The 25478-nt window shown below is 54.9% G+C and carries 24 protein-coding genes and 1 pseudogene; 13 read left to right on the plus strand and 12 right to left on the minus strand.

Features of this window, described 5'->3' with window-relative positions; genetic code table 11:
* The 5 genes from tuaD (at position 1) to ACFO9Q_RS03650 (ending at position 5601) form a co-directional block, all read left to right on the plus strand.
* Complete coding sequence (gene tuaD / locus ACFO9Q_RS03630) at positions 1 to 1344, plus strand: UDP-glucose 6-dehydrogenase TuaD (protein ID WP_379178778.1); 1344 nt, start codon at positions 1 to 3, stop codon at positions 1342 to 1344.
* Between the two features lie 152 nt (positions 1345 to 1496).
* Entirely contained in the window at positions 1497 to 2243 is a 747-nt protein-coding gene (locus tag ACFO9Q_RS03635; protein WP_379178780.1) for a hypothetical protein, read from the plus strand.
* A gap of 98 nt (positions 2244 to 2341) precedes the next feature.
* Positions 2342 to 2770, plus strand: a complete 429-nt coding sequence (locus tag ACFO9Q_RS03640; RefSeq protein WP_379178782.1) for a hypothetical protein — start codon at positions 2342 to 2344, stop codon at positions 2768 to 2770.
* A gap of 100 nt (positions 2771 to 2870) precedes the next feature.
* A complete protein-coding gene (locus ACFO9Q_RS03645; RefSeq protein WP_379178784.1) occupies positions 2871 to 3284 on the plus strand; it encodes a helix-hairpin-helix domain-containing protein in 414 nt (137 codons plus the stop codon).
* Positions 3285 to 4068: 784 nt separating this feature from the next.
* Entirely contained in the window at positions 4069 to 5601 is a 1533-nt protein-coding gene (locus ACFO9Q_RS03650; protein WP_379178786.1) for a methyl-accepting chemotaxis protein, read from the plus strand.
* A gap of 42 nt (positions 5602 to 5643) precedes the next feature.
* On the opposite strand, the gene ACFO9Q_RS03655 is transcribed toward ACFO9Q_RS03650, so the two are convergent.
* The 3 genes from ACFO9Q_RS03655 to ACFO9Q_RS03665 are packed head-to-tail and all read right to left on the minus strand — an operon-like array spanning position 5644 to position 8764.
* Entirely contained in the window at positions 5644 to 6474 is an 831-nt protein-coding gene (locus ACFO9Q_RS03655; RefSeq protein ID WP_379178788.1) for an energy-coupling factor transporter transmembrane component T family protein, read from the minus strand.
* On the minus strand, positions 6471 to 8195 hold the full coding sequence (locus ACFO9Q_RS03660) for an ABC transporter ATP-binding protein (protein WP_379178790.1): 1725 nt from the start codon (positions 8193 to 8195) through the stop codon (positions 6471 to 6473). The genes ACFO9Q_RS03655 and ACFO9Q_RS03660 overlap by 4 nt, the downstream gene beginning before the upstream one ends.
* Complete coding sequence (locus tag ACFO9Q_RS03665) at positions 8195 to 8764, minus strand: ECF-type riboflavin transporter substrate-binding protein (protein WP_379178792.1); 570 nt, start codon at positions 8762 to 8764, stop codon at positions 8195 to 8197. Before ACFO9Q_RS03665 ends, ACFO9Q_RS03660 begins: the two co-directional genes overlap by 1 nt.
* 294 nt (positions 8765 to 9058) lie before the next feature.
* Here ACFO9Q_RS03665 and ACFO9Q_RS03670 point away from each other — a divergent pair, with 294 nt between their 5' ends.
* The 6 genes and pseudogenes from ACFO9Q_RS03670 (at position 9059) to ACFO9Q_RS03695 (ending at position 13908) form a co-directional block, all read left to right on the plus strand.
* Entirely contained in the window at positions 9059 to 9865 is an 807-nt protein-coding gene (locus ACFO9Q_RS03670) for an ABC transporter permease subunit (protein WP_379178794.1), read from the plus strand.
* Between the two features lie 14 nt (positions 9866 to 9879).
* Entirely contained in the window at positions 9880 to 10659 is a 780-nt protein-coding gene (locus ACFO9Q_RS03675) for an ATP-binding cassette domain-containing protein (protein WP_379178796.1), read from the plus strand.
* A 42-nt stretch (positions 10660 to 10701) separates the two neighbouring features.
* Positions 10702 to 12213 (plus strand): annotated as a pseudogene (locus tag ACFO9Q_RS03680) (FAD-dependent oxidoreductase); the annotation flags it as partial.
* Between the two features lie 51 nt (positions 12214 to 12264).
* Positions 12265 to 12444: a hypothetical protein gene (locus ACFO9Q_RS03685; RefSeq protein WP_379178798.1), complete on the plus strand. Its 180-nt coding sequence runs from the start codon at positions 12265 to 12267 to the stop codon at positions 12442 to 12444.
* Positions 12441 to 12782, plus strand: coding sequence for a 4Fe-4S binding protein (locus ACFO9Q_RS03690; protein WP_379178800.1), 342 nt, complete (start codon positions 12441 to 12443; stop codon positions 12780 to 12782). The genes ACFO9Q_RS03685 and ACFO9Q_RS03690 overlap by 4 nt, the downstream gene beginning before the upstream one ends.
* Before the next feature lie 43 nt (positions 12783 to 12825).
* Positions 12826 to 13908, plus strand: coding sequence for an ABC transporter substrate-binding protein (locus tag ACFO9Q_RS03695; protein WP_379178803.1), 1083 nt, complete (start codon positions 12826 to 12828; stop codon positions 13906 to 13908).
* Between the two features lie 512 nt (positions 13909 to 14420).
* Here ACFO9Q_RS03695 and ACFO9Q_RS03700 read toward each other — a convergent pair.
* The 3 genes from ACFO9Q_RS03700 to ACFO9Q_RS03710 form a co-directional block, all read right to left on the minus strand.
* On the minus strand, positions 14421 to 14759 hold the full coding sequence (locus tag ACFO9Q_RS03700; RefSeq protein WP_379178806.1) for a Gp49 family protein: 339 nt from the start codon (positions 14757 to 14759) through the stop codon (positions 14421 to 14423).
* A 137-nt stretch (positions 14760 to 14896) separates the two neighbouring features.
* Entirely contained in the window at positions 14897 to 15343 is a 447-nt protein-coding gene (locus tag ACFO9Q_RS03705) for a hypothetical protein (RefSeq protein WP_379178808.1), read from the minus strand.
* Positions 15344 to 15480: 137 nt separating this feature from the next.
* Complete coding sequence (locus tag ACFO9Q_RS03710; RefSeq protein ID WP_379178810.1) at positions 15481 to 15753, minus strand: excalibur calcium-binding domain-containing protein; 273 nt, start codon at positions 15751 to 15753, stop codon at positions 15481 to 15483.
* Positions 15754 to 16236: 483 nt separating this feature from the next.
* Between ACFO9Q_RS03710 and ACFO9Q_RS03715 the strand changes: the two genes are divergently transcribed.
* Positions 16237 to 18174 carry an arginine--tRNA ligase gene (locus ACFO9Q_RS03715; protein ID WP_379178812.1) on the plus strand — a complete coding sequence of 646 codons (1938 nt, stop codon included), beginning with the start codon at positions 16237 to 16239 and terminating at the stop codon, positions 18172 to 18174.
* A gap of 13 nt (positions 18175 to 18187) precedes the next feature.
* On the opposite strand, the gene ACFO9Q_RS03720 is transcribed toward ACFO9Q_RS03715, so the two are convergent.
* The gene (locus ACFO9Q_RS03720; RefSeq protein ID WP_379178814.1) at positions 18188 to 19381 is read right to left on the minus strand and encodes an MFS transporter; all 1194 of its coding nucleotides are present in this window, start codon (positions 19379 to 19381) and stop codon (positions 18188 to 18190) included.
* 232 nt (positions 19382 to 19613) lie between these two features.
* On the opposite strand from ACFO9Q_RS03720, the gene ACFO9Q_RS03725 reads away from it, so the two are divergent.
* Positions 19614 to 22139: an alpha/beta fold hydrolase gene (locus ACFO9Q_RS03725; protein WP_379178817.1), complete on the plus strand. Its 2526-nt coding sequence runs from the start codon at positions 19614 to 19616 to the stop codon at positions 22137 to 22139.
* A 381-nt stretch (positions 22140 to 22520) separates the two neighbouring features.
* On the opposite strand, the gene ACFO9Q_RS03730 is transcribed toward ACFO9Q_RS03725, so the two are convergent.
* From ACFO9Q_RS03730 to ACFO9Q_RS03750, 5 genes are all read right to left on the minus strand, one after another.
* Positions 22521 to 23075: a hypothetical protein gene (locus tag ACFO9Q_RS03730; RefSeq protein WP_379178819.1), complete on the minus strand. Its 555-nt coding sequence runs from the start codon at positions 23073 to 23075 to the stop codon at positions 22521 to 22523.
* Between the two features lie 47 nt (positions 23076 to 23122).
* Positions 23123 to 23737, minus strand: coding sequence for a PH domain-containing protein (locus ACFO9Q_RS03735; RefSeq protein ID WP_379178821.1), 615 nt, complete (start codon positions 23735 to 23737; stop codon positions 23123 to 23125).
* Positions 23738 to 23890: 153 nt separating this feature from the next.
* Positions 23891 to 24235 carry a bacillithiol system redox-active protein YtxJ gene (gene ytxJ / locus ACFO9Q_RS03740; protein ID WP_379178823.1) on the minus strand — a complete coding sequence of 115 codons (345 nt, stop codon included), beginning with the start codon at positions 24233 to 24235 and terminating at the stop codon, positions 23891 to 23893.
* Positions 24236 to 24396: 161 nt separating this feature from the next.
* Positions 24397 to 25080, minus strand: coding sequence for a PspA/IM30 family protein (locus ACFO9Q_RS03745; protein ID WP_379178825.1), 684 nt, complete (start codon positions 25078 to 25080; stop codon positions 24397 to 24399).
* 99 nt (positions 25081 to 25179) lie between these two features.
* The gene (locus ACFO9Q_RS03750) at positions 25180 to 25398 is read right to left on the minus strand and encodes a PspC domain-containing protein (RefSeq protein ID WP_379178827.1); all 219 of its coding nucleotides are present in this window, start codon (positions 25396 to 25398) and stop codon (positions 25180 to 25182) included.
* Positions 25399 to 25478: the final 80 nt, after the last annotated feature.

Consider the following 25478-nt stretch of genomic DNA (forward strand, 5'->3'; position numbering starts at 1 on the left):
ATGCGGAAGATCACAGTTATTGGTACAGGTTATGTTGGGCTGGTGTCCGGCGCGTGCTTCGCGGAGATAGGCAACCGGGTTATCTGCTGCGACGTCGATGAGACGAAGATCGCGAAGCTGCAGAGAGGCGAGATTCCAATCTATGAGCCGGGTCTGCAGGAGATGGTTGCACGCAATGTGGAGCGGGGGCAGCTGCTTTTCACAACTGAGGTAGGCGAGGCCATTGAAGCTTCCGATATCGTCTACATCGCGGTAGGTACGCCAATGTCCGAGACCGGTGAAGCGGATATGCGCTATGTCATGTCGGCAGCGAAGAAGGTCGGCGAGCATCTGAACCGGTACAAGATTATTGTTAACAAAAGCACCGTGCCCGTCGGAACCGGCGAGCTCGTGCGCGAAGTCGTTAAGGCGAACAAGAAGTCCCCTTGGACCGACTTCGACGTCGTGTCCAATCCGGAATTCCTGCGCGAGGGCTCCGCTCTCTCCGACTGCATGAACATGGACCGTGCCATCATCGGCTCGGACAGCGACAAGGCGGCGCAGGAGATTGCAGACCTGCATGCGCCATTCCAGACGAAGATCTTCAAGACGGATCTCGAGAGCGCAGAGATGATCAAGTACGCGGCGAACACGTTCCTCGCGACGAAGATCTCCTTCATCAACGCAGTTGCGAATATCTGTGAGCGCGTAGGTGCGAACGTGACCGATGTAGCCGAAGGCATGGGCCTAGACAGCCGCATCGGCAGCAAGTTCCTGCAGGCAGGCATCGGCTATGGCGGCTCCTGCTTCCCTAAGGACACGTATGCGCTGGCTCATATTGCGGACAAGTCCGGGTACGACTTCGAGTTGTTAAAATCCGTCATTAAGACGAATCACCGTCAACGTCTAATTGTTCTAGACAAGCTGCGCGAAGCGGTAGGCGGGCTCGCTGGCAAGCAGATCGCGGTCCTCGGCCTGGCGTTCAAGCCGAATACCGACGACATGCGTGAAGCTCCGTCCTTGACCATCCTTCCGGAGCTGCTGAAGCAAGGCGCATCGATTCGCGCCTTCGATCCTATCGCGGAGGAAGCAGCGCGGAAGCTGCTGCCGGCGGAGGTGCAATATGCAGCCACGGTTGAACAGACCGTTGCGGGCGCAGATGCGGTCGTCATCCTGACGGAGTGGAGCGACATTACCGGTATGGACCTTGCAGCGATTCGCTCGCTGCTGAAGCAGCCAATCATCATTGACGGCCGCAACTGCTTCGCGCCAAGCGACATGGAGAAGAACGGCTATGTCTATCACTCGATCGGCCGTCAGCCCGTCAATCAGCCTGAGGCAAGCCGGCAGTCGGCGGTTCGTTAACCGAGCATCTGTGAGACCGCCGCTTCAGGCCCGCGTGAAGGGAGGTGACGAAGGAAGCATATAGCGGCCCCGGCCGGCAGATTGGCCATATACTTAATGACTATTGGAGCAAGGTGTAAGTAAGCCTGATCCACAAGGAGGAGAACAAGCACATGCGTAAGAGACTGAAGGTAGTCGCAGCAACAGCGTTAGTCGCTGTCATGATCCCGGCAATGTCGGTATCCGCTGCATCGTACGGCAGCAAGGGCAATAATATTTTCAACTTCAACTCGGGTTCCCAGAACATTACGGTGGACAGCTTCAAGCCGTTCGCGAACACGTTCCTGGAGAAGCTGAATGAGCAGTGGAAGGCGAAGTATGATCAGCAAGAGAAGGTCAAGGCTGAGAAGCCTGAGAAGCCTGAGAAGCCAGAGAAGCCAGAGAAGCCGGGTAACGGCAACAATGGTGGTAATGGCAACGGCAATGGCAACAATGGCGGTAATGGCAACAATGGCGGTAACGGCAATGGCAATGGCGGCGGCGACAAGCCAGACAAGCCAGAGAAGCCAGACAAGCCGGGCAAGGATGAGGAGAAGGAGAAGGCGAAGCAGACTCAGAAGATCTACAATGATACTTCTGCTGCAGCCTTCCAGCTTCGCAATGCGAGCCAATCCGAGTTGACAGGTTATGCGGTGCAATTCACTACACTGACATCAACTCATGACAAGACAGTCTTGTATGCTCAGGCAACAGCAGCCTTCAATGCGCGCGTAGCTCAGTTCCAAGCACTAATGAATGAGGCTGGCGCGAAGCTGTCTGCTATCGGTGCTAACGTATCCATCCTTGAGCCGATCCAGACTCGTTACGAGGAAGAGATCGTCGCTGGCCGCGCTCAACTGAACGCGATCGTGAACAAGTAATCCAGCTTTGCTCCAAAAAGGGAACCCCCGCGATAGGCAAGCGGGAGTTCCCTTTTTTCAATTCCAACCCATTCAATCGACTGCAGCATCACATTCCGATGCTACAGCCCGGAACCAACCGCCACAACGGTCTGCAGCATCACATTCCGTCGCTACAGCGCAGAACCAACTGCTTCAATGGTCTGCAGCATCACATTCCGATGCTACAGCGCAGAACCAACTGCTTCAATGGTCTGCAGCATCACATTCTGATGCTACAGCCCGGAACCAACCGCCACAATGGTCTGCAGCATCACATTCCGATGCTACAGCCCGGAACCAACCGCCACAACGGTCTGCAGCATCACATTCCGTCGCTACAGCGCAGAACCAACTGCTTCAATGGTCTGCAGCATCACATTCCGATGCTACAGCGCAGAACCAACCGCTTCAATGGTCTGCAGCATCACATTCTGATGCTACAGCCCGGAACCAACCGCCACAATGGTCTGCAGCATCACATTCTGATGCTATTATGGTCTCATTAGATCTAATGTGGTACCCTTGGAACTAACTATAGCCGAGGTGATCACAATGAGTACATCCACAGCTCCCAAGTTAGCCTTAACCGCAGAAGAGCGGCAGCACATGAAGTCAAGTAAGCTTAAGCTTAGCCACATCGCTAGCTTAACTGTTCAGCAGCTAACCCAGTTCCTGCAAGTTACGCCCGCTCGAGCCAGCTATCTCCGGGGACTAGCCCAGTTCCAGATCATACCATCCATCGGTCCCAAGATTGCAGAGCGGGTTGTCTCTATGGGTTACTTCTCCCTGGATGAGCTCCAAGGGGTTGACCCTGTAGACTTAACCAATCGAATGGAGCTTCACTTAGGCTGCTGGGAGGATCCTTGTGTGGAGGACGCCATGCGCTGCATCGTGCATCATGCCAGCCATCCCGGCAACGAGCTAAGCTGGTTCGACTTCACCGCCGAGCGGAAGCAGTACCGCTCCCAGCATGGCTACCCAGCAACTAGGCCAACAACGGCTTGGTATGACAAGAGGTAGAGAGGTGAGGATCCTGCTGTTCAGAATTTTGTTTTCTTGGATGATATCAAGCACTATTTTAGCAATCAGTTTTCCAGTTCAATTTTTCTTTTTATTTAATGGCCTAGTATGTTTGCTGTTCATACTGATTTTTATTTTACTTTTTTTCATAACAGACCTCATTCTCACGAAGTTAAGAGTCAGAGACCCATACATTTATTTAGTAATAAATGCTTCAACTACTCTACTACTCGGATGGCTGGTCGACGGTATAATCGCTTATGCTTTTGCACTAACAGTTGGTATTACTTATACAATAATGTCCATATTGTTCAAAGCAGGCTTCTTCGTAACTAAACAGTCCGTCACTGTGCTGCACAAAGAAGAAGTTGACGTCCCAACGATGAACGGCGGTCTCATGCGGTCTCATGCGGTCTAGAAGAGCAGAGGTACTGACAAGCGCTCAGCAGCACTAATGGATTAACCTACTAAGCAAGAGGACGTATGATCAGCTTATAATTGGTGAGTCCTACACCATATTAAGGGTCTTTACACTATGTCTACGTGCTATTCCAAAGTTAACTGACTAGTCAGACCAAAAGTACCCTGCGCTTGAGATCAAGTATCGAATATACTCCCACCCACCACAAGCAGCCGCGTGCTCCTTGTGGCTTTTTCATCCAAAACAAACATTATACAAACTACGTGCAACTATGTTACAATTCGTTAAAGTTGTATAAGGTTTGGGTAAGCTTAGAGGCGTGCCTAATCCGCTCTCCTATCTAACACAAAAGGAATGATCCTCATGCTGCTGGCTCAAAAGAACAAGTTAATGCTCTGGCTTACATTCGGTACCGTGCTACTATCCGTCATTGTTAATATCCTGGGAAGAGGCTATCACTTGTTCGATCAAGCGATGCAGGATTCCGGCATGGGCATGGCCCACCATACCAATCACTATGCCGATTACCGTGTGATTCTCACCATCCTGCTCTTCATTCCCATTGTCCTGATTGTATCCGCCTATCTGCTGTACCGCTCCAATCACGCGCATTCCACGGTTCCGCTCCTCAATACCTTGGCCTTAACCTTCGGAAGTGTGTCGATTACAACGGGCGGGGGAGGTTATGTTGAATTCCACTTCTCCATCTTCATGGTCGTTGCGTTCCTGGTCTTCTATGATAATATCCGCTTAGTCCTCATCATGACCGCCATCTCCGCCACGGTTCATCTCGTATCGTTCTTCTGGGCGCCTGCGCTGTACTTAGGATCCATGACCTACACCTTCCCCATGCTATTGCTGCATGCCATATTCCTGCTTCTAACGAGCGGAGCCGTGTGCTGGCAGATCTATTCGAAGAGGGGATTCACCGCCGAACTGGAAGCGGATAGAGAGCAGAAGCAGATAGAGCTTCAAGAAGCGTTCACCGTCATTCAGCAGCTGTCGTCCCGCCTGGATCAGACCTTCCGCCGTACGACGGAGAAGTCGAACTATATCTCACAGTCCGGCATTGAGATGGTAACCGCCTTCCAGACGGTAAGCGCCGGACTGCAAGATCAGAATGGTGCGGTAGATCGCATCGAACAAGAGCTGCAAGATATTGATGGCATTGTACAGCAGACGCTGCAAGCTTCAAGATCCATGAGATTGCTGTCCCAAGACACCGAGACGGTTATTCAATCGACAACCAGCACTATGCATATTCTGCATAATCAGATTGGGAATATGTCCTCCATTATGGATGCTGCTGCAGGCTCCATCTCGAAGCTTGATGAATCCACGACGAACGTGCATCGCATTCTGTCTTCCATTCAAGAGGTCACGAACCAGACGAACTTGCTTGCCTTGAACGCATCAATTGAAGCAGCACGAGCGGGGGAGCAGGGCAGAGGCTTCTCAGTCGTCGCTGCCGAGATCCGCAAGCTGTCCCATCAGAGCCGGAATGCAACCGAAGAGATTCAGTCCATCCTTCAGCAGATACGCAGGGATACCGAGGAGTCTGTAAGGCAGTTCACATCGGGCAAGGAGCTGACACAGGAGAGTGTAGATAAGTCAACTTCCGCTATCTCGGAGCTCAACATCATGAGCACAGCTGCTTCAAGGCTCATCGAGTCTGTTGCTGCAATTGACCATATGATTGAGGAGCTGGCCGGCAATACAGCTGATATTGCTGAGGAGATGTCTGTCATTAATGGGGTGTCTAGCAGCAGCGCGGCATCCATCGAGCAGCTGCTGAGCTCTGCAGAGGTGCAGGCTGCGGCGAGCCGAGAAGTGTATGAGGAGATGCAGCAGTTGAAGGAGCTCTCCACGAACCTGCACAGGCAGGCGGGGGCATAGCTGTGTCGGAAGCACCACCCATCGTGCGGTGCATCGCAATACCTATATGAAAATATTATAAAACCTCGAGCCGTTCGCAGCCGTCATCCAGACGACAACGGTAATAATAACCGCAATTAGCGCCATGGCGATATAATCTCCGACTCCGAAGGGCTGAGCATGATACCACGTGCGCGTCTGCTTGCGGCCGAAGCCCCGCAGCTCCATGGCCGAACTAATGATCTCAATCCGTTCAATGCTAGACAGAATAAGCGGCATGAGGATGGCAATGAGGTTGCGGATACGCTTGCCTAGTCTCTCGTTGCGGGAGATATCGAGTCCTCGCGCCCCAGCCGCGAACGAGATGTTCTGATAGTCCCGCTGTACATCCGGAATATAACGCAGGGCAATGGAGACGGCATAGGCAATCCGGTAGCTTATCCCAACCCGGTTCAGCGACGCAGCGAATTCACTGGGATTCGTGGTCAGAATGAAGAGCAGGGCGATGGGAATGACGGCGGCATACTTGAGCGCTACATTGCATTGGTAGAACACTTGCTCAGCCGTTACGACATACTGTCCAGCGATAGGGAGCCAAACGTGCTTCGTGCCGTAGAGCTTCACCCCCTCCTGCGGGGAGAAGAGGAAGATGGCCAGATGGTTCAGCAGGAAGAAGAGCAGGATGAGTGCGAGCACGAAGGCATAGTCTCTATAGGGGACACGGGACAAGACGAACAACCCGATACCAAGGACAAGCATAGCGAGCAAGCAGCGTGTATCATAGGTAATCATAGCGGTCACCGACCACAGGGCGAAGAACAGCAGCTTGGCCGCGCCAGTCAGGCGATGAATAGGGGAGTCTATCTTCCTGTACTTCAACATTCTCGCTGTCATGTGGCCCGTATCCTCCTATCATGCTTAATGAAGCGGCGTACGAATAACCGAGGATCGGCAATGCCGCTGAGCTCGGCGAGCTCCATGAGCGACGTCTCGTTCAGATGGGCCTCCTGCAAGAGCGCAGCATCGGTTAGTATTCGGTCAGGGCGGTCATCCGCGGCAATTCGTCCGCTCGACAGCACGATCGTGCGATGCGAGTATTCCAGCATAAGGTGCATATCATGAGTAATCATAATGATAGTCAGGCCGAGCTTGTTCAATTGCAGCATGAATTCCATCATCTCGTTGTAATGCTTGTAATCCTGACCAGCTGTAGGCTCATCCAGTATAAGAATGTCCGGCCGCAGCACGAGGATGGAGGCGATCGTCACACGCTTCTTCTGCCCGAAGCTAAGCGCCGATATCGGCCAATTGCGATAGGGGTACAGCCCGCATATACGCAGCACTTCATTCGCTCTCTCGGCCATCTCTGCCGTGTCGACTCCGCGAGTCTGAAGACCGAGGACCACTTCGTCATACACCCTCGTTGTGAACATCATATGATTCGGATGCTGCATCACATAACCGATTCGTTCCGCACGTTCCTTAATGGTATCGCCGCTAATATCCCGCCCCTTGTATCGAATGCTTCCCTCCGTCTGGGGGTAGAAGCCGCAGATCAGCTTCGAGAGCGTGGACTTGCCGGCCCCGTTAGGCCCGGCAATACAAATAATCTCGCCTTGATGAACCTTCAGCGAGAGGTGATGAATAATCTGCTCATTGAGATCATAGCCGAACGTCACATCCCTCAGCTCCAGCAGCGGTTCCTTCTCGGCTGTACCTATGTCCTCCCCATACTCTCCCAGCTGAGCGTCCCATGCCTGAAGCGGCTCACGGAACGTATCCAGTTGAAGAGTGGTGAGACTTCGCGGATGGAGCTCTGGCGTAATCGTACAGCCTGCATAGCGAAGAGAAGTCACATAGAGCGGCTCTCGTATCCCGTTCTCGGCAAGAATGCCGGAGCATAGCAGCTCATTAGGAGAGAGATCGGCAACAATCTGCCCTTCGTTCATGACAATAATGCGGTCAACATTGCGGTGAAGAACATCCTCCAAGCGATGCTCGATGATGATAATCGTCTTGCCCGATTCCGCATGAATTCGATCAATGAGTTCGATCGCACGCTTGCCAGCGCGGGGATCCAGGCTAGCCAGCGGTTCATCGAACAGCAGGAGGTCTACGTCGCTTGCTTGTACACCTGCCAAGGCGGTTCGCTGCTTCTGACCACCCGACAAGGTGTGGGGAGAAGCTCCCAGATGAGCATCGATTCCGACTTCTATCGCTGCGGCATGAACTCTTGCAACCATGGCAGACCGTGATAGACCCTCGTTCTCCATCTGGAAGGCAATATCCTCTGCCACGGTGAGTCCGACGAATTGTCCATCGGAGTCCTGCAGCACCGTCCCTACCCGATCCGCCAGCTGGGACAAGCTAAGTTCCCTCGTCTCCTTGCCCCCAATTCTTAAGGAACCAGAGATCGTACCGGGATAGAAGAAGGGGGCAAGTCCGTTCATACAATGGGCGAGAGTGCTCTTGCCGGAGCCGGAAGGACCGACGATGAGCACCTTCTCCCCTTCGTAGATGGTTAGATTAATGGCAATTAGCGAAGGATCCTGCTGAGCTCTATATTGATAAGTGAACTCGTCGAACTGAACAATAGCCTTCTTGTCGGTTCCCATCAGGCCTCTCTCGTCAGGCTCCCCTGCTTCGTCCGCGACTTCGCATAAGCCGCGAGCAGAAGGGTGCCAAGCACGGCAACCGTCACAATGTTCGAGATTCCGGCCACCAGTCCTTGCGTGTATACCTTATTGACCGGTTCGGCATAGATGAGAATGTCCAGCGTGGGGGCTACCAGGAACCAAGCCACTGCTTGGGCAACGACTTGATACAAGTTGAAGCGCAGAATCTCCTTGCTGCCGAACTCTCCCTCATGAACACCGATGCGGCTGGAGGCAAGACCGATGACGACACCCACCAAGGCGGAGGCAATAATCCAGCTGAACCAAGGAGAGCCGTAGAAGATGGCATCCTTCAGGGTGTGTCCGATTAATCCAATTAATAATCCCACCCAAGGGCCGTACAGAATCGCGAAGAGGGCGAGCAGTGCGTACGTGGTCTCGATGTTTGTATCGGGAATTCCTGACGGAAGCGAACCGAACCGGCCTAGAATGACGAATAAGGCAGAACCAATCCCTACGGCTACAATGGACTTGATAGATAGACGGTTACTCCTGCGCGTATTGCTCATCTATATTCCTCCCATATTAGTGTCGGCTGCGTTGATCTGCAGCGCTATTGCACAGATTATATATCGGAATAATAGGAATTACAATATATGGCTGCCACATAAATATCGGGCCTGCCCATTGACGTTGTGGGTATGGGGGTGCTATATTATCAACAACAATAACCTACTTAGTTAATAGGATTAATATGTTATAAAGTCTACCCCACAAGGAGGAGACTTCCGCTCTCTGTCATCAGAGCAGTGCGAAGTCTGCTCCTTATTTGTTATTCAACCCTGCAGAAGGAGAGAACAATCATGTCCATAGCGACGACTTCCTTACGAACACGCAAGCAACGACGAGCAGGACGGAGCTGGCAGCCTTGGCTGCTGCCGCTCCTCGTACTGGCGAGCTGGCAGCTGCTAGGGCAGACGGGTTACTTGTCGCAGCGTATTCTTCCAACTCCTTACGAGGTTTTCACCGCTCTGGTTGAAGTCCTGCAAGACGGTACGCTCCTGGAGTATGTAGGGGCCAGCACGCAGAGGGCCTTCCTCGGCTTCCTCATTGGGGGAGGCATCGCGTTCGTACTCGGCCTGCTGAATGGCATCTACCCTGTGGCCGAGCGGTTCATTGACTCATCCGTCCAGATGGCGCGAACGGTTCCTCATCTAGCCCTCATCCCGCTCGTCATTATCTGGTTCGGCATCGGCGAGACGTCGAAGCTGTTCCTCGTTGCACTGGGAGTGGCCTTCCCGATCTATCTCAATACGTTCCATGGCATCAGGTCGGTTGATCCCGGACTGATCGAGATGGGCAAGGTGTATGGACTGCGCGGCATTCGTCTCTTCCTGCAAGTGACGCTGCCCGGGGCGCTGTCGAGTATACTACTCGGCATTCGCTATTCGCTGGGTATTATGTGGATCACCCTAATCGTAGCTGAGACGATTGCTGCCGATTCCGGCATCGGCTATATGGCCTCTCATGCGAGAGAGTTCATGCGAATGGACATCGTCGTGCTGTGCGTCATTCTGTACGCGCTGCTGGGCAAGCTATCTGACCTGGCGGCGAAGTTCCTCGAGCATCGCTGGCTGCAGTGGCATCACAACTACCTGAACAAGGGATAGGAGGAGGGAGCATCATGGTTCAATCTCATCAAGCAGATGGTGTGCAGCTGCATACGCGGAGCTTAAGCAAGTCCTTCGGCGAGTCCCCTATACTGAGCGATGTTCATCTGCAGGTGAAGCCGGGCGAATTCGTAGCCATTATAGGGCGCAGCGGCTGTGGCAAAAGCACGCTCCTCCGACTCCTCTCCGGACTAGAGCAAGCTTCGGAAGGTCTCATTCTCGTAGACGGGGAAGCCCAGAAGGGCTTGCACCCTCACACGAGAGTGTTGTTCCAGGATGCAAGGCTGCTTCCTTGGAAGCGTGCAGTAGACAATGTCCGCATAGGCGTTCCCGGCGGCGACAAGCAGCTGGCCTTGGCGGCTCTCAAGGAAGTGGGGCTAGAGGACAAGGCCAGCGTGTGGCCTTCGACCTTGTCCGGAGGACAGCGTCAGCGCGTTGCACTGGCCCGTGCACTGGCTGGTCACCCTCGGCTCCTGCTGCTCGACGAGCCGCTCGGCGCACTCGATGCACTGACGCGGATTGAGATGCAGCAGCTTATCGAACGGCTGTGGGTGGAGCAGGGCTTCACCGTGCTGCTCGTGACGCACGACGTGAGCGAGGCTGTAGCGCTAGCCGATCGGGTTGTCCTGATTGAGGGAGGCCGAATTGCGATGGACGTACGAATTGCTCTGCCGAGGCCGAGGGAGCATGACAGCGGCTTCGCCCATTATGAGAAGCAGATTCTGGATCGATTGCTGCAGAGGAACGCTCGGGATAGTGAAGCCTATCGGCGTGAGCTGAGCTTCTCCATATAGCACATCCATTATGAGACGAAGGTGGGATTATTCATGACGAAGATGTATGACATTCAGCTGCAAGCAGATGTATTAGTCATAGGAGGGGGGCCCTCCGGCACTTGGGCAGCCGTGACAGCTGCGCAAGGGGGAGCGAGAGTCGTACTCGTTGACAAGGGCTACTGCGGAACTAGCGGAGCAACGGCTCCATCCGGGACGGGGGTCTGGTATGTGAACCCGGCGGAGGATGAACGGGAGCAAGCGATGAAGAGCCGTGAAGCGCTGGGCGGCTATCTTGCCGACCGCGGCTGGATGAAGCGGGTGCTGGATAGGACGTATACGAATACGAATCAGATCGCGGCTTGGGGGTATCCTTTTCCAACGGATGGGGCGGGGGTGTCTCATCGAAGAAGTCTGCAAGGGCCGGAGTATATGAAGCTGATGCGCAGGCAGGTGCAGAAGGCTGGCGTGCGCATACTCGATCACAGTCCGGCGCTGGAGCTGCTTGCGGATGAGCATGGCGTTGGAGGAGCAGTCGGCATCAATAATCAGACCAAGGAGAGCTGGCGTGTGGATGCGGCGGCTGTAGTCATCGCAACCGGAGGGTGTGCCTTCCTGAGCAAGGCGCTGGGCACGAATGTATTGACGGGCGACGGTTACTTAATGGCAGCGGAAGCGGGTGCGGACTTCTCGGGGATGGAATTCTCCACTGCCTATTCCCTTGCCCCAGCCTTCTCTCCGGTGACGAAGTCGGCATTCTACACATGGGCGACCTTCTATTATGAGGATGGCAAGGTCATTGAAGGGGCAGGATCTCAGCGCGGACGCTCCATTATCGCCAAGACGCTGCTGACTCAGCCGGTGTATGCTTGCCTGGATAAGGCCGACGAGGAGCTGCGGAAGGCAATGCGAGAGGCTCAGCCGAACTTCTTCCTCTCCTTCGATCGGCTCGGTATCGATCCGTTCACGCAGAAGTTCCCGATCACGCTTCGGTTCGAGGGAACGGTGCGAGGAACAGGCGGCATCCGCATCGTCGATGAGAGCTGCGCAACCAAGGTTCCAGGCTTGTATGCGGCAGGAGATGCGGCAACTCGCGAGCTCATCTGCGGCGGATTCACCGGAGGCGGGAGTCACAATGCAGCATGGGCGATGTCTTCGGGCTATTGGTCTGGAGAGGGTGCAGCCCGGTATGCGCAGCAGCAGGGCGCTGCGGCTTCTTCCGGCAGACGGGTGCAGCTGCTCTCCGAGCGCACCGGCATTCCGACAACAGCCAGCCCGCGTGAGGGGGCGGTTGATTCCAGTGAAGTGGTACGTGCGGTGCAGGATGAGGTGTTCCCGTATGACCGGAATTGGTTCCGTTCGGGCGCGGGCTTGGAAGCAGGGCTCGCTAGGCTTAATGGGGTATGGGATGAGCTGAAGCAAGGCATCGGTGCAGGAGACGGCAACGTCGTTCGCGTGAGGGAAGCAGCGGCCATGACGGCTACGGCGAGATGGATGTTCATAAGCGCGCTTGCCCGGACGGAGACGAGAGGGATGCACCGCCGGGAGGACTTCCCGCAGCAGGACAGTTCGCAGTAGCGGAGAATACTAAGCGGCGGGCTCGAGCAGCTGTGGGTACAGCCGGAATTGGCGGCGGACACAGCAGGCGCCGGGGTATCACGCGGTCCGGAGAGGGACGACGAGTACGGTGCCGAGGGCGGTGTTGCAGTAGGCGCCGGGGTATCACGCGGTCCGGCAATGGACGCGGGAGGCTCAGCGGCAGCAGGGCAATCAGGCGCGTCACTCAAGGAGGCGGTAGGCTCATGATTGAGATTCTAAGCAAGGAACGCTGCGTAGATTGCAACCAATGCGTGTCCGTGTGCCCGACGAATGTATTCGATCCTGCGAGCGCCCCTGGGGAAGTGCCGACTATTGCACGCAAGTCTGACTGCCAGACCTGCTTCATGTGCGAGCTGTACTGCCCGACCGACGCGTTGTTCGTCTCGCCGCTTGCCGAGCAGGCGGCTTCAGTTACGGAGCCGGAGCTTGTTGCGAGCGGGCTCATCGGTTCCTACCGCGACAGCGTAGGCTGGGGGATTGGGAGGAAGTCGACGGCTTCTTCCGACGGGTCTTATGTTGTTTTCCGAAGGATGCAGGGGCATTAATACCAATGAACGATGTGAACAGATCTGATGGGGGTTATAGAGAATGAAGAACAAGCTGCGCTTAAGTGGAATAGCTCTACTGTTGATTATGACTGTATTCACCGTAATTGCCGCCGGCTGCGGGTCCGATAATAATAAGCCGGCTGCTGGCACGCCTAAGGAGAGTGTCTCTCCTGATGCCACCGTGAGTGCGGACTCTTCGTCTGCACCTAGTCCGTCTGCCGATGCATCTGCTCCTGCTCCTCTGGCGCCGAAGCTGCGTATCGGATATATCTCCGCTAATAACAAGGGCACGATTACAGGCGCGGAAGGCTGGGCACAGCAGAAGGGGTATCTGGACTCTGAGCTGCGGAAGCACGGTGTTACTGAGATTACCATTAAGTCGTTCCCGAATGGGCCGAACTTGAACGAAGCGCTAGCTGGCGGAGCGCTGGATATTGGCATCTATGGCGATACGCCTGCCATCAACGCGAGATCAGTTGGACTGAAGACCAAGCTAATCAACATTGCTCAATCCGGCATGAATGCGTGGCTGATTGCTAAGGCGGACGGTCCGCAGACGGTGGAGGAGCTGAAGGGCAAGAAGATCGCAACTGCGGACGGCTCCTATATGAGCCGCTACTTGCGAGGACTGCTGCTGGAGAAGGGGCTGGAGAAGGATGTGAAGGTGGTGCATCTGCTGCCGCCCGACGGTGAAGCTGCTCTAGCTCGAGGAGATATCGCCGCCTATGCGTATCCGACAGGCTTCGGTCCGCTGCTCATTAGCAAGGGATACAAGGCCATTGACCAGGCCAAGGACCATCCGAGCCTGCGCGGCTCCAGCGTAACGGTTGTCACAGAGGAGTATCTGAAGGACAATTCGGCTATCGTCGAGATCTGGAACGGCATTCGCCAGCAAGCGGTTAAGGAGATTCAGGCATCACCGGATGAATTCTATACGCTGTATGCCGAGGCTTCGGGCTTCCCCGTGGACATCGTGAAGGCATCCTTCGAGATTAGCCAGTGGCCGACAGAGCTGGTGCCGGCTGACGGTCTGCAGCTGCTGGAAGGGACGAAGAAGTACTTGTTCGACAACGGCATTATTAAGAAGGACTTCCAGCTCGACGACTGGGTGTATAAGCCGTAAGCCGTAGGTATAGTACAGAGCTGAATAGCTGCACGAAAAGTGGTGCCCCAGAAGCCTGGCTTCTGGGGCATCACTTTGGTATAGAGCAGCACTCCAAGTAACCCAGGTCGGCAGCTGCAAGGGTCCCCATGACCCTTGCAGCAGTCCAAGTAACCCCGATCGGCAGCTGTAAGGGTCCCCACGACCCTTGCAGCACTCCAAGTAACCCCGCTCGGCAGCTGTAAGGGTGCCCACGACCCTTGCAGCACCGCAAGCAACCCCGCTCGGCAGCTGTAAGGGTCCCCACGACCCTTGCAGCACTCCAAGTAACCCCGAACAGCAGCTGCAAGGGTCCTCATGACCCTTGCAGCACCGCAAGCAACACCGCTCGGCAGCTGTAAGGGTCTCCTCATCACGCTCTATGAGGTACTTCACTCCAAGCTGCCAGCCGAGAGTGCTATAGATGTCAGAATGACCCCTACTTCACTCATAGCAGGCTGCTCTGAGCGATATAGAGGTCATTGGTATATCCATTATATCGTGTTCTTCGGACGACGTGACTCCAGAATCTCTATCATGCCGGCGATCTTCCGCAGCTCGTTCAAGGCATCCTCGAACGCATAATATTCGCCGATATCCTTGTTGAAGTGTGCGTAGTCGATCAATCTGGACTTGCCCACTACCTCTATCCCGTTATGGAGACTCAGCAAGCAGATGGTCGTGCGCTTCCCCATCACCATGAACTCCTTGGACTCGATGAGCGCCTCCAGCTCGCGCCGGGTGTCGGTCTCGTGCAATCTACGGTTCTGAGTCTGGTTCGTTGACGTTGCATTCGGGGTCTGGCTTGGATTCTGCCCGTCCGTCTTGTTCATGCTTGCATCATTCCCTTCTATACCATTAATGACCATAACTATTCAGGCTGATAACTTCTATTATACGACTTAACAATTTGCCTTGTAAAATCAAGATAAAGAAAACGTCCCCGCCCAGCCCCTGCTCCTGCAGCTCCTTAGCTAGGCGGATGCACCTTGTACAGGACGTACCTGCTCGTCCACTGCTGACTCGTTACAATCCTTGAACCGCCCTCTTCATTATGAAAAAAGTACCCAGCCCCATTCTGTTCCTTGTACGTCCAGCCTTGCTTCTTCATATGACTAATGAGCGCTTCGCTGTCTGAGGTCTCGCTGCCCTTGCCCTTGCTCTTGTCCTCGTTCTTGCCCTTGTAACCATACCACTCCTCCGTCCCCGTGGAGGTGAGCTTCACCAGCTTAGCCTCTTCACCGCTATCTAATATGGCGGCGACGGATCTAGGCTTAAGCCCGTCTATAGGAAGAGCTGGGTATCCCAGCAGACTGTAAGGGTATGCCGGCCGCAGGAGCAGCAGCAAGCTTACGGCAATGAGCGCTGCCGCCGTCAGCAGGAGTAGAGCAGGGCGGAGTATCATGCGTCTTCTCATCGTGGACACCTCCGGATAGTGAGCTGACTAACGTCTAATTATTAGACGCAAGCGGAGGTGAGTTAGTTGCTGGTTCACCACTCCTATATATAGCAATAGAGCCGGCAAGACCGGCTCTATTCCCTGGGGCAGTTATTCTATCGTTCACAAGCAATGAGATCCTTGTCTCGATCACTCTTCTTGTTAGCCTCATAGAGATCCTTGGATGCAAAAGGCTTATACTTCGTCTTGCCGCCTTTGTTCTTCACGGATGAAGACATAGCCACGCCGCCCTGGTAGTATTTGTTCAGCTCCGTGCAGTTCTTGAATTCGGTCACCTTCGATGCGGCCTCAGCCTTCAGCACAACAGTGCTTAGTGAAAAAGCGGAAATTAAGAGTGCAGATAAGGCAACGTTTATTAGCTTTCTCATGATGGGCCACTCCCTGAATTTGGATTATCGTACTAATCATACAGAGTCTTGTCCCGATGTTCAATGAAGAATTTTCTAATTTTTCATGAAGACCGAACTGTATTCACATCTTCTACTCTTGACACCAATGCCGCTACGCTGTATAAATATATCTAAATATTCTGTCAACTAAATAATCAAGCATCGAGGATTGGGACAGTAGTTCATAAGCGATAGTCGCAGCGAGCCGGGGGAGTGGAAGCCGGTACGGAGCTTACGAATGAAGCGGGCCCAGGAGATGAGTCGTCGAGCCGTTAGGGGGTAGACGATTCCGGTCAAGTAGACCGTTACAACAATGGAGTGGTCGGTCATGCCTCTGGGGCAGCGGCTGGCACTTAGAGTGGTACCGCGGGAATGAACAGCTCTCGTCTCTTATATGGAGACGGGGGCTTTTTTTACGTTGGCGGTGCTAATACATTACATAATAAGGAGCTGAACATCCGCATGCTAATCCAACATGTCATGACGCTAACCAAGCAAATTGCACAAGACCTATGCGATTCGGCAGGTGTCACCCTGCCAGCTGATCTAACCATTAAGGCGGAGCATCCGGCAAGCAGCGAGCACGGGGAGTACAGTCTGAACGTTGCCATGCAGCTCGCTCGGCATGTGAAGCGCGCACCGCTGCTCATCGCGCAGGATATTCGTGAGCAGCTATGGAGCGATGTGAGGCTTCGGGGTGCTTTTCACCGGATTGAGGTGGCTCAGCCTGGGTTCATTAATCTGCATCGCCATTGGCAGTCATGGGCGGGGGAGACGGAGGAGCCGACAAGGATGGAGTCGGTCGCGCACGAGAAGGTGCTCATTGAACATACTTCCATTAACCCGAACAAGTCTGCGCACATCGGGCACCTGCGGAATTCCTGCATTGGGGACACGCTGGCCAGAATGCTGAAGAGGGCGGGGCATCGCGTCGAGGTGCACAACTATATTGACGACTTGGGCAATCAGCTGGCGGATACGGTTGTTGGCATGCTGCACACGAAGACGGAGGAGGCTCACAGGAGGTTCGGAGACTTCTGCTGGGATACTTATGCGAAGGTCAATCGGGCCTATCAGGAGGACAGCAGCCTGCAGCAGGAACGGACGCGAGTCCTCCATCAACTGGAGGAAGGAGACAACAACATCGCTTGGCTGGGACAGCTAGTAGCCGAGAGAATTGTAACGGAGCACGTGGTGGAGATGAAGGCATTCGGTATACGGTACGATGTCCTCGTATGGGAGAGCAGTATTCTCAGGGAAGGGCTGTGGACGGAGACGTTCGAGCAGCTGCGGGGAACGGAGGTTATGCACCAAGAGACGGCTGGGAAGCTGTCTGGGTGCTGGGTGCTGAAGCAGCCTAGGGGCAGCTCGGATGAAGAGCCGCAGGTGGACGGTGAGTCGCAGGATCAGCAGCATCAGCAGGAACAGCAGAATCAGCCGGGTCAAAATCAGCAGCATCAGCATCACGCGGACAAGGTGCTAGTGCGCTCGAACGGCATTCTGACCTATACGGCCAAGGATATTGCCTACCATCTGTGGAAGTTCGGCAAGCTGCAGAGAGACTTCCGGTATCGCAGGTTCGGGGATCGTCTCTGGTCTACTAGCGCAGAGGGAGCTCGCCGCAAGGTCGGCCATGCAGATAGAGTCATTAACGTCATTGATCATCGGCAGGAGTACCCTCAAGCGATGGTGAAGCAAGCTCTGCTAGCGCTCGGTTATGAGAGTGAAGCGAGCAAGCTTCAGCATGTCAGCTATGGCGTCGTATCCCTCAGCCCTGCAACAGCGCTGGAGCTGGGAATAGATATATCGGAGGGAAGGAGCTCCTACCCGATGTCCGGAAGGCAGGGAATTGGCATTAAGGTGGCAGCAATTCTAGATGGGATGGAGCGGGTTGTCAGTCAGAAGCGCTCGCGCCGTGCAGGGCTATCGAGCCGCGTCATTGCTGCTGCGGCAATCCGTTATTATCTGCTCCGCTTCCACCTGCAGACCGAGGTAGTATTCGATACCGAGCAGGCGACGGAGATCTCGGGCAACACGGGCGTGTATCTGCTCTATACCCATGCACGTGCTTGCAGCCTCCTGGACAAGGGGAATGGAGAACCGCTGCAGGCTGATGATGTATGGCTTGCCGGACTGCAGCAGCAAGAGCATAATCTGCTGCGCCATCTCGCCTATTGGCCGGAGGTTCTGCAAGCTGCAGCCGCAGAGCTGTCACCGACTCCAATCTGCTCCTATGCGTATGAGCTTGCCTCGTTGTTCAACCATTACTACGCGGCCTGTCCAATACTGAAGGAAGAAGGGGCTCGAAGAGCCTCTCGGCTATGGCTGACGCAGCAAGCTCAGCGTACGCTGCAAGATGCGCTAGAGGTGCTTGGCTTGCCGGCTCCTAGACGGATGTGAGGGCAGGGTGAGCCTACCCTTCCTCGCGCAGCTGCTCCATCCGGCGGCCTTGCGTCAGCATCGCGGCGCTGACCAACAGCACGCCGTTGACCACGAAGATCCAGCGGATGGGGATGAGGCCGCCCATGACCCCGCCGATAATCGGTCCGAACATCGTGGCTAGCTGAGTGGACGACTGATTCAGGGAGAAGGCCCGCCCGCGGAACGAGCTGTCGGTTACTCTCACAATCATGGCGTTGATTGCCGGGAATACCGCCGCGAACGCTAGTCCATAGATGAATCGCAGGACACCGAATTCCACATAGTCACTGACGAAGAATTGCAGGATGTTGCCGATTCCGCCGCCAAGCAAGCCGATGAACAGCACCTTCGTATACCCAATCCTTGCCCCCAGCTTGCCCCACTGTGGAGCGGCGAGCAGGGTCGCAATGCCTACGGCAGAGAACACGATGCCTGACTGGAGCGACGCCGCGCTTGTGTCCCCGCCCAGATGCAGCACATAGACGGTGATGAGCGGCTCGAGGATCATGACGGAGAATTGCGTAATGCCGGCCATGACGAGCAGCAGCGTGAAGGAACGGTTGGCTAGAGCGAGCTTCAGATCGTCGAATACATGGGAGCGGACGGCGGAACGGTTGAACGGCTGCTCCTTCACGAAGAAGACCGCAATGAGAGCAGATACGAGCACAATTCCCCCTGAGAAAATAAATGCCTCCCGGTTCCCCATATACGTACTCACCACTCCCCCAATCACGGGCCCCATGATGCCGCCGGTTGCTCCGGACGTTGCCATGATACCCAAGGCATATCCGGTCTTGTCCTCCGGTGTATTCGTCGCCACGAGGGCAATGGAGGCTGGCACATACCCCGCCAGCAATCCTTGGAACACGCGCAGCACCAAGAACCAGTAGGGGTCATGCACGAAGTAAGTGAGCACATAGAGGACAGCTAAGCTAAAGCCAGAGCGAATGAGCATCGGCTTGCGGCCGTACTTGTCCGACAGGGAGCCCCAATAGGGCGCAATGAGCGCGCTGGCGAGGAAGGTGATGCCGAAGGCGATGCCTGCCCACAACTCCAGATGAGAGTGGATGCCCAGCTCTGTTCTCATGAAGATAGGGATGAATGGGATGGAGATCGAATAAGCCGAGCTGCAGAAGAAGACGCCAATCCACAGCACAATCAAGTTGCGCTTCCAGGAGTATTCCATGCTAGTTCACTTCCTTGTGTGTAGGAATAAGAGGTCCGAGTGCGAATCTGTCACCTCTAATGGTACTCCTATCTGTTCCCAATTGCGAGCCGGACAGCTCGTTGATGAGGTACTTGGTTCTATTAGCCTAGTCATAAAATATTATGAAATATTCCAAATTTCCCATTCAATCTCCAGCCGATCTGCTACAATAGAGAAGCATGTCAAATATTGGAGAGGAGCTCAACCATCTATGATTCAGCTCACACCTCACACCCCGCGCTCGAACGGCAATACAAGCCGTAAGCGCAGCACACGAATGGTCTCATCGCTTCTGCTCATCCTTGCTATTCTGACTGCGGTACCCGCGGTTCAGCCAGCAGCCGTCTCGGCTGCGAGCACATCCGCAGGCACATCAGCTGTTAAGCCTGCCGCAAACCCGGCTGCTGAAGCAGCAGCTGCGAAGAAGGCGGCCATTGCTGTCGAAGCGATTAATGCGTTCGACGATCCCGCCGACTCGCGGGACAACCTGCAGGCAGCCATTACACGCGGACAAGCTGCTGTCGTGCTGGCGAGAGCGCTGCAGCTTAAGCCGCCGTCGAAGCCAGCTGACTTGCAAGGCTTCGCAGATGTTCCGGCGTCCGCTCCAGCAGCCGGCTCTATCTATGCCTTGAGAGCAGCCGGCGTCATTAAGGGCGGTACGACTGGCTTCAAGCCAGCCGCTCAGATTACGCGTGAGCAGCTCGCTTCACTGCTCAGCCGCGCCTTCGCCTTGCATGACAATGGCATTCAGGTGAAGTATGCGGATGCGGCCAAGATTGCGAAGCCGCATCAAGCCGATGCGGTTCGAATGAAGCAGCACTTCATCGTGGACGGCACGGCATTCGGTCCTAAGACAGCCGTCACGAATGAACAATTCGATCTATGGCTGTACCGCGCCTTGCAGCTTGATATCAGGCGAGAGGGTGTACTCCCGATCGAGCACTTCATCGGACAGCCTTCCCAGTTCGGCTTCCAAGTGTCTCCAGACGGCAAGCAGATGGCCTTCCTGCAGCCTTATAATAATCGGCTGAATATCTTCGTCAAGAAGCTTGGAGAGGAGGAAGCTGTGCGAGTAACTAGCGCCAAGGACCATGACATCATGGGATTCGCCTGGGCGAATGATTCCAAGCTCATCTACCCTCAGGATAGCGGCGGGGATGAGAATTACCATCTGTACAGCATTAATGTAGATGGCACCGATAACAAGGATCTTACGCCATTCAAGAATACGAGAGCGATCCTCGTAGATCCGCTGGACGAGCTGCCCGATGAGATTCTCATCGGCCTGAACAAGCGGAACCCGCAGTTCTTCGACGTGTACCGACTGAACATCGCGACGGGCAAGCTTACGCTCTCCGCTGAGAATCCGGGCAATATTAGCGGCTGGCTCACCGACCATCAAGGCAAGCTGCGAATTGCGATTGCCAGCGACGGCAATGTGTCGTCTCTGCTCTATAGGGAGACTGAAGAGCAGCCGTTCGCGCCGCTGTTAACGACCGACCTCGGAGATACGTTCGCACCGATTATGTTCACTTATGACAACAAGCGCCTCTATGCGGCCAGCAATATCGGTCGTGACAAGTCGGCGATCGTCGAGTTCGACCCGGCTGCCAAGCAGACGGTGAAGACGGTGTATGAGCATGCTGAGGTGGATGTCTCCAGCTTCCTGCCATCCCCGAAGAAGCAGACGATTGCAGCAGTTGTCTACGAGACGGACAAGCTTCAGTATCACTTTTTTGACACGGAGCTAGAGAAGCAGTATAAGGCGTTGCAGGCCCTGTTGCCTGGGCAGAGCATCTCCTTCCAGAATACGGAGCGGGATGGCAAGGTCATGATCTATGCCTACGATGATAAGTCAATGGGTACTTACTACTTCTATGACCTGGCAGCGAACAAGCTGGAGCTGATTGCTGACGTATCGCCATGGATGAAGAAGAGTGAGATGGGAGATCAGCAGCCGATTACCTTCGAGGCGCGCGACGGGTTGAAGCTGAATGGGTACTTGACGCTTCCGAAGGGGGCAGAGGGTGCTGATGCGAGCAAGCTGCCGCTTGTCGTGAATCCTCATGGAGGGCCGTGGGCTCGTGATTCATGGGGGTATAATCCGGAGGTGCAGCTGCTTGCTAATCGCGGCTACGCGGTGCTGCAGGTGAACTTCCGCGGCTCAACCGGCTATGGCAAGAGCTTCATTGAAGCCAGCGCCAAGCAGTGGGGCAAGGCGATGCAGGATGATCTGACAGACGGGGTGGAATGGTTGATTAGCAAGGGGATAGCGGACCCTGACCGCGTAGCCATCTACGGAGCTTCCTATGGCGGCTATGCTGCCCTTGCAGGTCTTGCCTTCACGCCAGACGTCTATGCAGCTGGTGTCAGCTACGTAGGTCCGTCGAATCTGTTCACCTTGCTGGATTCACTGCCTCCTTATTGGGAGTCCGAGCGAGCGAAGTTCTATTCGCTGGTTGGCGATCCTGTGAAGGACAAGGCGCTGCTGGAAGCGGCTTCCCCGCTGTTCCGCGCGGATGACATCAAGGCTCCGCTGTTCGTCGCCCAAGGGGCGAATGACCCGAGAGTCAAGCAAGCGGAATCCGACCAGATCGTCGAAGCGCTTCAGAAGCGAGGCGTTGATGTCCCTTACATGCTGAAGCAGAATGAAGGCCACGGCTTCTACAACATAGAGAACCAGCTGGACTTCTACCGAGCGCTAGAGGTATTCCTGCACCGTCAGTTGATGGAGTAGTTCAGCACTGCATCATGAATTAAGCCCGAGCATTGTCCGCAGACCATCTTCATCTGCGGACATGCTCGGGCTTTTTTATTCATAAAATTCAATGATGATGGTGATGCAAAGCCTTGCCGGAAGAGATTAAGACCGCCGGGAAGTCTTATAGTCAATAAAGCAGCTGCTAGTAAACGACTTAAGACCGCTGGGAAGTCTTATCTGACCAATCAGGACCCGAATGCGGTTGTCTAGAAGTGGTTAAGACCGCCAGGAAGTCTTAAGACCAGTAGAGCAGCAGCTAGCAGGGGACTTAAGACCGCTAGGAAGTCTTACAACTGCAGCTCCTGAGTAATCAATAGCTAGAGTTGGCTGAAGCTCCCTATAAGCTGTTGGGCAGTCTTACTCCTCCACAGCAGCAGAGCACTTCGCCTTCTTCGGCCACAGCGTGTAGCTGAAGGAGATCAGGAAGTCGGCACCGAGCACCAGCGACCAGATGCCTATCGTCTGGAGGAGGCTCTCGGTCCGGCTCTCATCGCCTACCATCACAATCATGCCTACAAGGACCAGGCAGCCTACAGCCCAGGCCAGCAAGTGGCGCAGCCAGCCTCGCCGCTCCTCGCGGGCATGCTCTGCACCATGCTTCACGCGGGGCGGCAGCGCCGGGCCGCCGGCGAACCTGTGGGCGAACTTCGCATCCGCCCACTTCACCATGCGGTGCCCATAGGCTACCGAGACGCCGATGTAGATGGCGGAGAGCGCATGCTCCCAGCTCGCCACCGCGCCTCGGCGCAGGTCCAGGACCGTGGCCGCGGCCAGCAGCAAGTCGACCAGAGGGGTGCAGAGGAGCAGCAGCGCCCCGACCTTCCGCCAACCGAACACATACCGGCACACCAGCCCTCCAAGCACGAACACCCAGAAGCCGATCTCACAGCCGATAATGAATGCAACAATCATAGCTAAGCCCTCACTTCATACAGTCGTGCCTGACAGCTCCGCTGCAGTTACTGATTAATATACCTCTCGAAGATCGCTCCGAAGTCCCGCACCTTGAACTGCTTGCGCGAAGCCGTCAGCCACTCGAACGCCGACTTGTTAATCGCTCCGAACTGAACGGCCAGATCCGCTTCCGTCTTGTGCACGTTCGAGACAGCTGTAGTAGCCACTTCGAGGCTGCGGTGGGCGTAGTCGAGGGCAATGTCGTTCTCATGCGTAATCTCAGCAATCTTGATCAGCGCCTTATACAGATCCTTCAGCTCCTCGATATGCTTCTTGTGCACATCGATGGTGAACGTCTCTGAGCCGAGAGAGAACTTGATCTCCACATCCAGGTCGACGGTACCAGCTGTCTCTAGAGAGACGTTCGTCACCTTGTATGTACCGTAAGGGTAGCGGCGCAGGACGCGCTTCTTGCTCATCGCGCTGTTGCCATCGAGATGGATCAACGCTTGATTGGTGAAGCAATATTCATCAGACTTCGACTTAATGAGGAAGAAGATTTTTTCCTGATCCTCGTGGAGCACATAGTCATCCGCATCCACCTTGTCATAGTTTTCCGGGCGAATCACCGCACCTACGTCACTGATTCCGAGCACATCTGCTGCTATTTTGCCGAACATTCCACATCATTCCTCTCGCAAGCTATAATAAGTACTTCTCCATTATATATATAATCTGGGAACAGGGCACCTCTTCGTTGAATAAAAAAAACCGCCAGCCCTCGCGCGATCAAGCGAAAGCCAGCGGTTCTGCAGCCTGTTGTGTCCTCTAAGCTAGTCCAATACAGCCTTAATATGCTCATTCGTAATGGCCCAGTGGGAAGCCGTCCACACCTTGGCATTCTTCTCCACCAGAATAATCTGCGGGGATTCATGCTTCACGGCAACATCCTCGGCAATCTGGTTCGACACCGGACGGGATTCGATCACCTTCACGAGGACATAATCGGCATCCTGGCGCGGGCTGGCCTCCAGGTATTCATTGAACTCACGCAGCGCGTTCGCGCTGACCGGACAGGTTGTGCTGTGCTTGAATACAACAACCGGACGGTCGGCGGAGCCTTCCAGCGTCTGCTGCCATTGTTCTATCGTCTCAATCTCTCTAACTTGTGCTGACACAGGTATCACTCCTTATTCGCCTGCTTGCGCAGACGAGTCTTCCCTGTATTATAGCGCCCCCTCGGGCAAAAGTCATGCAGCGCTCCATCTGCTCCTTGCACACCTATGCTCGCAAACAAAAACCAGTCCATATAGGACTGGTTGAGTAGAGCGAGAGCGGGTTAGACGCTCTCTGCCGTGCGCTTAGCCATTAACTGGGCAAGCTGCTCTTCCACTTGTGCGCTGCGCTCACTGCTCACTTGCGAGGAGGAGCTGCTGCCCGCATAAGGGGAGCCGTAGCTGCCGCTAGCCTTGCGCAGCTCTGCCTGTGCTTCCCACTCCATCAGCTTGTTCTCAATGCGCTCGAAGCCACGGGAGGCCGAGCTGCCTTGAAGCGAGCCCGCAGCATGGGGGCCAGTCTGGCCGGCTGTTCGGTGCAAGCGGGCGACGAGCTCGGTGCGCTTCGTCTGCAGCGCAGCCTTCTCGGCCTTAAGCGCTTCGACGCGGCTCGTCAGATCTGCCGCGCTCAGCTTGTTCAGCTCGTACAGGCGCAGCGACTCGCTCGCCTGCTCCTCGTACAGCAGCTTCGCCTCAAGCGCGCTGCGGGCCTCGGCTTCTCGGCCGGAGGCGGCAGCTTCCTCGGCCTTCGCCTCGTAATGCTTCGTATGCGCCTCAAGCTCGACATAACGCGCCTTCAAGCTGCGCTCCTGTGCCTGCTGCTGGACGACCGCTTGCTCCGCTGCAGCAATATCTTCATCTAATGTACGCAGGTAATGGTTCAGCATCAGTACCGGATCCTCAATGCGGTCCAGCATCTCATTCGCAGCAGCCTTCGTTATATTCACCATTCGTTCCAGGAATCCCATGGTTCATCTCTCCTTGTCCATTGTATAAGATATCAGTCTGTGTAGATGCCTTGCATTCTTGCAGCATTCTTGCAGTAGTCTTCCAATAGTCTTGCCGTGTTAGAATTCAGTTGGTCCCAATACGCGGTATGGCGCCTTCGGGACGAATAGTGTGGCAACCAAGTACGCCAGCAGGACGGCTCCGAAGGAGAAGAAGCCGGTAATGACGAGCAGCAGACGAATGATAGTGGAATCAATGTTCAGCCATTCGCTTAGACCTCCGCATAACCCTGTCAGCTTAGAGTCGGAAGTGGATCGGTACAGTTTTCTCACATGCATGACCTTCTCTCCTAGAATAATTGTCGTTGTCTTGTTATCTATAGGCTAATTGTATCCTGCAGGGTGAGCTAGCGTAACGG

The sequence above is a fragment of the Paenibacillus sp. GCM10023252 genome (assembly GCF_042653305.1).
Lineage (GTDB): Bacteria > Bacillota > Bacilli > Paenibacillales > Paenibacillaceae > Pristimantibacillus.